Source organism: Herbaspirillum lusitanum P6-12, from assembly GCF_000256565.1.
Lineage (GTDB): Bacteria > Pseudomonadota > Gammaproteobacteria > Burkholderiales > Burkholderiaceae_D > Herbaspirillum > Herbaspirillum lusitanum.
In genome coordinates this window covers 1-8904 of the sequence record NZ_AJHH01000700.1, presented here as the reverse complement: position 1 = coordinate 8904, position 8904 = coordinate 1, and the positions used below count along the sequence as shown (strand labels likewise).

Annotated in this window: 6 protein-coding genes; 3 read left to right on the top strand and 3 right to left on the bottom strand. The window is 64.5% G+C overall.

What is annotated here, in order from left to right; all coding sequences use genetic code 11:
- Window positions 1–113: 113 nt before the first annotated feature.
- A complete protein-coding gene (locus HLUSI_RS0122805) occupies window positions 114–857 on the bottom strand; it encodes an AraC family transcriptional regulator (protein ID WP_238534066.1) in 744 nt (247 codons plus the stop codon).
- 326 nt (window positions 858–1183) lie between these two features.
- On the opposite strand from HLUSI_RS0122805, the gene HLUSI_RS0122800 reads away from it, so the two are divergent.
- From HLUSI_RS0122800 to HLUSI_RS0122790, 3 genes are all read left to right on the top strand, one after another.
- Complete coding sequence (locus tag HLUSI_RS0122800; RefSeq protein ID WP_157137971.1) at window positions 1184–3337, top strand: TonB-dependent siderophore receptor; 2154 nt, start codon at window positions 1184–1186, stop codon at window positions 3335–3337.
- A 30-nt stretch (window positions 3338–3367) separates the two neighbouring features.
- Window positions 3368–4504, top strand: coding sequence for a PepSY-associated TM helix domain-containing protein (locus HLUSI_RS30235; protein ID WP_040503813.1), 1137 nt, complete (start codon window positions 3368–3370; stop codon window positions 4502–4504).
- Between the two features lie 171 nt (window positions 4505–4675).
- Window positions 4676–5566: an O-acetylserine/cysteine exporter gene (locus HLUSI_RS0122790; protein WP_016836144.1), complete on the top strand. Its 891-nt coding sequence runs from the start codon at window positions 4676–4678 to the stop codon at window positions 5564–5566.
- Window positions 5567–5612: 46 nt separating this feature from the next.
- Here the strand turns inward: HLUSI_RS0122790 and HLUSI_RS30230 are convergent, their stop codons facing one another.
- A complete protein-coding gene (locus HLUSI_RS30230; RefSeq protein ID WP_202946944.1) occupies window positions 5613–6977 on the bottom strand; it encodes an EAL domain-containing protein in 1365 nt (454 codons plus the stop codon).
- A gap of 369 nt (window positions 6978–7346) precedes the next feature.
- The gene (locus HLUSI_RS31995) at window positions 7347–8669 is read right to left on the bottom strand and encodes a CSS-motif domain-containing protein (RefSeq protein WP_083831031.1); all 1323 of its coding nucleotides are present in this window, start codon (window positions 8667–8669) and stop codon (window positions 7347–7349) included.
- Window positions 8670–8904 lie beyond the last annotated feature (235 nt).

The following is an 8904-nucleotide window of genomic DNA, read 5'->3' as shown; positions in this document are numbered from 1 at the left end:
GGGGGGGGGTTTTTTTTTTGAAAACTCTGATTTTTGAAATCAGACAGGCGAATAGATTTGAGAGCCGATGCGAAGTTATGTGCAACGCCCCAGGTTACTGAGCGGCGGGCGACTTATCCCAGCGACGTCAGATAACGTTGCGGTGTGGTGCCCATGGATTTGCGGAACATGGTGATGAACGCCGACTGCGAGGCGTAGCCCAGCGTCTCGGCGACGCGCGCCAGCGGCTCCTTGAGGATCAGGCGGTACACCGCCTCGCTCACGCGCATCTGCTGGCGCCACTGGCCGAAGCTGAGTCCTGTCTCGTCGCGGAAGTGGCGCGCCAGCGTGCGCGTGCTGAGGCCGAATTGTTCGCCCCAGACTTCCAGCGTGTTGTTGTTGCCGGGATCGTGCATCAGCTTTTCGCAGATCTGCCGCAGCCGCGCGTCGGTGGGCAAGGGCAGCAGGCCGCCGTGCGCGGCCGGTGCATCCTGCAAGGCGCGCAGCAACAGCGGCGCGATCAATGCGGCGCGGCTGTCGGGCGCGTATTCGAGCGGGTCGGCCAGCATGCCGACGATCAGCTCATGCAGCAGGCCGGAGACTTCGATCATGCTGCAATCGGCGCTGAGCCACGACACCGCGTCCGGTTCGAAGTAGACGCTGCGCAGCGCCACCGCGCCCACCGCATGCAGCTCGTGATCGACGCCCGGCACGATCCACATGGCGCGCGAGGGCGGCAACAGCCAGCTGCCGGCCGGCGTCAGGATGCGCACCACGCCGCTGGTGGCATAGACCAGTTGGGCTTGCTCGTGGCTGTGCCAGATCTCGCGATAACCGTCCTGGTAATCGAAGGCCCGGACCACCACGGGACGCGGCATGCGCCGGTAGCCTGAGCCATAAGTGTTACGCCAGATTTTGTCCATTTTGCAAAAAAATGATTAAATATCGTGTAATCAAGCCGAATTATGGCGCATTTGCGCACTTTGTTGGCATTACAAAAATTTTCGGACACCATAAAATATCGTAGTCGACACGGGCAGACGTAGCCGCCGCCAAATTTCCTGATCGACCGATGCGGCAGCTTTCTGCTCACGGACTTCTCCTTCGACCATCTTCGCTGCTCCCGCCTGCTGGCCGGCACAGCCATGCCGAAACCTTTCCTGCATCGTCGTTAAAACAACATCCACATCGATAGGGAACAGGTATGTCCAGGCAGAACATGGTTTTCGGCTTCTCAGCAATTCAACTTGCGACGATGACGCTGTGCCTCGGCGCGCCGCTGATCAGCCAGGCGCAGAGCGCGGAGCCGGCTGGGGCGACGGCGTTGCCGGCAGTCACGGTGTCGGCCGTGCGCGACGCCGATTCGCCCACCGGTCCGGGCAACGGCTATGTCGCCAAACGCAGCCTGGCCGGCACCAAGACCGATACTCCGCTGGTCGAAACGCCGCAGTCGATTTCGGTCGTCACGCGCGAGCAGATGGATGCGCAGGCGGCGCAGACACTGGATGCGGCATTGCGCTACACGCCGGGCGTGTATTCGCAGGACAACGACCTGCGCTTCGACCAGTTGTCGGCGCGCGGCTTCGACCTGGACTCCTACCTGGACGGCCTCAAACTGGTCAAGACCGCGACCTGGTTCGTCACGCCGCGCATCGACACGTCTCTGCTCGACCGCGTCGAAGTGCTGCACGGTCCGGCATCGGTGCTGTACGGCCAGGCCGCGCCGGGCGGCGTGGTCAACATGGTCAGCAAGCGACCGACCGAAGAAGCCTTCCATCGCATCGATTTCCAGGCCGGCAACAATGACCGCTACCAGGTCGGCTTCGACATGGGCGGTCCGGTCGACGCCGACGGCAAGGTGCTGTATCGCGTCACCGGCCTCGGCCGTTACGCCGGCACCCAGACCGACCACGTGCGCGAAGAGCGCTACGCCATCGCGCCCTCGGTCACCATCAAGCCGGGCGCCGACACCACGCTGACCATCCTCACCAGCCTGCAGCACGATCCCGCCGGCGGGCTGTTCAATCCGGTGCCGCTGGCGGCCGCCTCGGGCATCAATCCGAACGGCCGCATCTCGTCGAAGAGCTATTTCGGCGATCCCCAGCGCGACCACATGGAGCGCACCCAGGGCACGCTGGCCTATATCTTCGAACATCGCTTCAGCGACGCGCTGACGGTGCGTCAGAACGTACGCTACCTGCATGACGACATCGACTACTACCAGACCTCGATCACCGGTCCGCTGGCGGCCGACAACCGCACCGTGCCGATCTGGTCCAACATCAATCGCGAGCACCTGACCAACTTTGCGGTCGACAACCAGGCGCAGATCAAATTCAACACCGGCGCGCTGGCGCACACCACGCTGGTCGGCATCGACTACCAGCGCACGCTCGGCGGCGTCAACCGCGGCGGCGCCGTGACCGGCAGCATCAACATCTACAATCCGAATTTCGCCGCGCTGAGCACCGCGCAGATCACCACCTTCGAAGACTATTCGCTGACCCAGGTCGGCGCCTACCTGCAAGACCAGGTCAAGCTCGGCAACTGGTCGCTGCAACTGGGCGGCCGCAAGGACTGGACCACCAGCAACGACGTCCAGCGCACCGGCGCCGTCACCACGGTGGCCCGCCAGAACGACAGCGCCTTCACCTGGCGCGGCGGCCTGACGTATCAGTTCGACTCCGGCCTGGCGCCGTACGTCAGCTACGCCAAATCGTTCCAGCCGACCATCGGCAGCAATACCGGCGCAGCGCCGTTCGTGCCGACCACCGGCAAGCAATATGAAGCGGGTGTGAAATTCCAGCCGAAGAACACGGACGCGCTGTTCACGCTGGCGGTCTACGACCTGCGCCAGCAAAACGTGCTGACGCCGGATCCGGTGTTCCCGACGCGCTCGGTCCAGACCGGCGAGATTCGTTCGCGCGGCATCGAATTCGAAGCCCACGCCAACCTCACCGAGAACCTCAAGGCGATCGCCTCGATCAACAAGATGGTGCAGGACATCCCCAGGTCGAATACCGCCACCAGGGGCAAGCGTCCGGTGGCGCAACCGGGCCAGATGGCGTCGGCATGGCTGGACTACACCATCCACGGCGGTTCGCTCGACAAGCTCGGCTTCGCCGGCGGCGTGCGCTATGTCGGCAGCAGCTACGGCACGGCCGACAACCTGACGACCGTCGGCGGTCGCACCCTGTTCGATGCGGCGATTCATTACGACTACGACCAGCACTGGAAATTCGCGCTCAACGCGGCCAACCTGTTCAACAAGGAATACCTGGCCTATTGCAGCAACGGCTTCCTGTGCTACTGGGGCGCGACCCGCACCGTGCTGGCCACCGCGCGCTACCAATGGTGATGACGGAGCGCTGAGGTGGGCGGCATTCCGATGACGACCTGGTATCGCGTGCACAAGTGGACCAGCCTGGTCAGCACGGTGTTCCTGCTGTTGCTGTGCCTGACCGGGCTGCCGCTGATTTTCGGCGACGAGATCGACGCCGTCTTCGATCCCGAGGTGGCGATTTCGGCGGTCGCAGCGGGTACGCCCGACGCCAGCCTCGACCGCATCATCGCGGCCGCGCATGCACGCTATCCGGGCCAGCACCTGCGCTTCATGGTGTGGGACAAGGAAGAGCCGCGCCGGCTGTCGCTGAACATGGCGGCGAGCGCCGACGCCACAGCGGCGCAAGGCCATGTGCTGATCTACGACACCCGCACGGCGACGCTGCTCAGCGAGACGCCGGCGCTGCATGGCTTCATGCACGTGATGCTGCAGCTGCACCAGAATCTCTTCATCGGCCTGGCGGGCGATTTACTGCTGGGCGTGGCGGGTTTGCTATTCCTGGCGGCGCTGGTGTCGGGCGTGGTGCTGTACGGGCCGTACATGCGCAAGCTGGATTTCGGTGCAGTACGGTTCGCGCGCGGCAGACGCTTGCGCTGGCTCGACCTGCACAACCTGATCGGCGTCGCGGTGCTGGCGTGGATGTGCGCGGTCGGACTCACCGGTTTCATCAATACCTTGTCCAAGCCCTTGTTCGGTTTGTGGAGCGCGCAAGAGATGCCGCGCTTATTGGCGCAGGCGGCACAGGCGGCTCAGGCGGCGAAAGACCCGAAAGAACCGCAGTGCTCAAGCACGCTGTCGGTCGACGCTATTGTTGCCGCTGCGCGCCGCGCCTTGCCCGACAAGCGCATCAGCAGCGTGGTGTTTCCCGGCGCGCGCTTCGGCAGCGCGCAGCATTACACCTTATGGACGGTGGGGAACACGCCGCTGACCTCGCGCATGTTCACGCCGATCCTGCTCGAAGCATGCCGCGGCAGGATCGTCTCCACCTCGACGCTGCCGTGGTACCTCAAGGCGCTGGAGCTGTCGCGGCCGCTGCATTTCGGCGACTACGGCGGCCTGCCGCTGAAGATCATCTGGGCGCTGCTCGACCTGCTCGCCATCGCGGTGCTGGTCAGCGGCATCTACCTCTGGATCGCGCGCAACTATCCCGGCACGTTGCGCCCGGCCGACGAAAAATCCTGAGCCGTCGCGCGCATGGCGGATTCGGTCCGCCGCTTGTCCGGCGAAGGCCATGACGGCATCGGCCGCGATTCCATGATGGCGATCCTTATCGCCGCCAAGCGATAAAATGTCCGGCTGTCACCGCTCATCAAAGCTCAACTCACAGGTCATCAAGCCATGCTCGCTCAACCCATGCGTCCCGCCCACGTCGCGCTCGTCCTGCTGGTCATCCTGGTCTGGGGCGTCAACTTCGCCATCATCAAGGTCGGCCTGAACGGCGTGCCGCCGCTGTTGCTGGGGACCTTGCGCTTCCTGCTGGCGGCGTTCCCGGCGCTGCTGTTCGTGCGCCCGCCGAAGCTGCCGCTGCGTCTTTACCTGGCGTTCGGACTGACCATGTCGGTCGGCCAGTTCGCCTTCCTGTTCAGCGCCATTCACGTCGGCATGCCCTCTGGACTGGCTTCGCTGGTGCTGCAGTCGCAGTCCTTCTTCACCTTGTTGCTGACGGTGCTCTGGCTGCGCGAAAAATGGCAGGCCAACCAGCTGGCCGGCCTCGCGCTGGCCGCTGCCGGGTTGATATTGATCGGCAGCGCGCACGGCGCGAACATGCCGCTCAACGGTTTCCTGCTGACGATTGCAGCGGCGGCCATGTGGGCATGCGGCAATATCGTCAGCCGGGCGGTCGGCCGCCACGGCCCGATCAACCAGGTGGCGTTCGTGGTGTGGGCCAGCTTGGTGCCGCCGCTGCCGCTGTTGCTGCTGTCGTGGCTGATCGAAGGACCGGCCGCCATCGGCTCGGCGCTGCAGCATTTCAGCCTGCAATCGTTTGCCGCGGTGGCCTACATCGCCTGGGCCTCGACATTGTTCGGCTACGCGGTGTGGAATTTCCTGATGTCGCGCTACGCCGTCAACCGCATCGCGCCGTTCACGCTGCTGGTGCCGCTGGTCGGCCTGACTACCGGCTGGCTGGCTTTCGGGGAAGCGCTGCAGGCGGTGCACCTGATCGGCGGCGCCTTGCTGATGGTGGGGCTGATCGTGAACCTGTTCGGAGCGCCGTTGCTGGCGAAGCTCAGATTGAAAATCTGAATTTCAGAGGGAAAATCGACGGCGTGAATAAAAATTCCGCCGCTGATCACGCGCGGGCAGATGGAGCAACCCGGTCATTCTGCGCCGCCTGCGCCATCACCTCCTGCGCACTTCGGTTCTGCCGGTGATAGGCGATGAAGGCCGCCGCCGGCATCGGCATCGCATACAGCCAGCCCTGCGCGTAATCGACTTTTTGCCGGCGCAGGTAGTCGGCCTGGGCCTCGGTCTCCACGCCTTCGGCAATGATCTTGAGGAATAGCGTGCGCGCCATGCCGATGATGTGTGGCGTGACGCTGCTGATGGCGGAGTCGGTGCCGATGGTGTCGATGAAGGATTTGTCGATCTTGAGCGCGTCCAGCGGCAGGCTCTGCAGGTGCGACAGGCTGGAGTAGCCGGTGCCGAAATCGTCGATCACCACGGCGTGGCCGAGCGCGCGGGCATTGCCCAGCGTGAGGCGCGCCGGCAGCACGTTGATGAAGCCGCGTTCGGTGGCTTCCAGCCAGATCTGCTGCGCTTCGACGCCGCTGCGCGCAAGCGCGTGCTGCAGCACGTCGATGACGCGGCCGCTGCGGATGTCGTCGGCGCCGATGTTGATGGCGATGTGCACGCTGCGGTCGTTGATCAACAATTCGCCGAGATCTTCCATGACCTCGTCGATGACCTGGTCGGTGATCGCCATGATCAGGCCGCTGTCTTCGGCCAGCGGAATGAACAGGTCGGGCTGCACCAGGCTGCCGTCCGGACGCAGCCAGCGCACCAGCGCCTCGGCGCCGACGCAGTTGCCGCCGGCCAGCTCGATGATGGGTTGGTAGTGGACGATGAATTCGCGTTTCTTCACGGCGATTTCCAGTTCTCCCAGCGGCGACAGCCGCCGCCGCAGGCTCCACATCACCAGGCCGACCATCAGCACGCTGAGCAGCACGCCAATGGGCACCAGCCGCAGTTCTTCTTCACGCATGCGTTCAAACAGGAAGCTGCGCGGCTCCATCGCCACCGCGACCATGTTGTCGCCGCGCGCGACCGCGATCAGGCGTTCGTCGTCGATGCCGTTGGCCGGATTAGCGACCACGCGGCGCACCACGTCAGGGTCAGGCGCATTGAGGTCGCCCAGGATGTGACCGCTGCCGGTGGCGACGGCCAGGCGCATGCCGGGGTCGAGGATCACGTCGGAGAACCGTGACGGCACGGTCAGTACGTTGTGCGAGCGGTATTGCAGCGCCATCATGGCGTTGCCCTGCGTGATCAGCGGCTGCATGCGCAGCGTGACTTCGAGGCCGTCTTCGGTGACGAAGTCGGCCGGCGTCTGTTCGACGCGTTCGTTCACCAGGCCCCAGGAAGTGCATTTGAGCAGGCCGTTTTCGAAGTAGCCGATTTCGTCGACCGTGCGCGTGTTGGCGGTGAGGCGGCGCATGCGAGCGCCGGGCGAACAGTTCGAGGCGGGCCTGCTCCTCGTTGACGGCGCGGGTCCAGGCCAGATACATCATGCTGCCCAGCGGGGCGGCGATGGAAACGATGACGAGCACGGTGGCGATGACGATGGCGCGAGAGCGGTCCAAGATGGGCTCCTTCCATGGACGTGACGGGGACGAATGATCCCTGCTGTCTGCCAGTGTAGGCACAAACCCCGGAGGTTGTCTGTTTGGCAATGCCGCGTGTTGCTAAACAACCGACTGCGAGGAAAGCCAGGATGATCAGGGCCGCGCCAGGCCGTCGTCCTCGTTATCCACAATGTGCGCGCCCGCGCAGGCCGATCGGTCTTCTTCCCGATCTCTGTTTGAGGTCAGCGCGCGCTGCGCTGGCCCCAGATGACTCCCGCCAGCACCAGCGCACCGGCCAGCGCATGATAGGCGTGCAGCTGTTCGCCCAGCAGCGCCCATGCCGCCAGCGCCACCAGCAACGGCAGCAGGTTGGCGAACAAGGCGCTGCGCGGTGCGCCCAGATGCTTGATGGCGTTCATCCACAGGAACGGTGCGCCGATCGACGCCAGCAGGCCGGCGTACAACACCATCGGCAGGTTCTGTGCGGTCAGCGGCGAAGCCGGCGCCGCCAGCCAGAACGGCAACAGGATCAGGCTGCCGAACATGGCCTGTACATACAGCTGCGTCCACGTCGTCAACGGCAGCGACCAGCGTTTCAGCAACACCCCGTAGAGCGCATTGGAGGCCACCGCGATCAGCATCAGCGCGTCGCCGGTGTGCAGGCCGCCGCTGAACAGTTTGCCCGGCGCGTTGCCGCCGGCCAGCTCGATGATGGGTTGGTAGTGGACGATGAATTCGCGTTTCTTCACGGCGATTTCCAGTTCTCCCAGCGGCGACAGCCGCCGCCGCAGGCTCCACATCACCAGGCCGACCATCAGCACGCTGAGCAGCACGCCAATGGGCACCAGCCGCAGTTCTTCTTCACGCATGCGTTCAAACAGGAAGCTGCGCGGCTCCATCGCCACCGCGACCATGTTGTCGCCGCGCGCGACCGCGATCAGGCGTTCGTCGTCGATGCCGTTGGCCGGATTAGCGACCACGCGGCGCACCACGTCAGGGTCAGGCGCATTGAGGTCGCCCAGGATGTGACCGCTGCCGGTGGCGACGGCCAGGCGCATGCCGGGGTCGAGGATCACGTCGGAGAACCGTGACGGCACGGTCAGTACGTTGTGCGAGCGGTATTGCAGCGCCATCATGGCGTTGCCCTGCGTGATCAGCGGCTGCATGCGCAGCGTGACTTCGAGGCCGTCTTCGGTGACGAAGTCGGCCGGCGTCTGTTCGACGCGTTCGTTCACCAGGCCCCAGGAAGTGCATTTGAGCAGGCCGTTTTCGAAGTAGCCGATTTCGTCGACCGTGCGCGTGTTGGCGGTGAGGCGGCGCATGCGAGCGATGTGGTCGGACGAGCAGGGCAGCAGGTTGAGCGGTTCGACCGCGTAGAGCGCGGAGCGGATCTCGCGCAACGAGATATTGGCGCGCTGTATGGCGCGCCGGGCGAACAGTTCGAGGCGGGCCTGCTCCTCGTTGACGGCGCGGGTCCAGGCCAGATACATCATGCTGCCCAGCGGGGCGGCGATGGAAACGATGACGAGCACGGTGGCGATGACGATGGCGCGAGAGCGGTCCAAGATGGGCTCCTTCCATGGACGTGACGGGGACGAATGATCCCTGCTGTCTGCCAGTGTAGGCACAAACCCCGGAGGTTGTCTGTTTGGCAATGCCGCGTGTTGCTAAACAACCGACTGCGAGGAAAGCCAGGATGATCAGGGCCGCGCCAGGCCGTCGTCCTCGTTATCCACAATGTGCGCGCCCGCGCAGGCCGATCGGTCTTCTTCCCGATCTCTGTTTGAGGTCAGCGCGCGC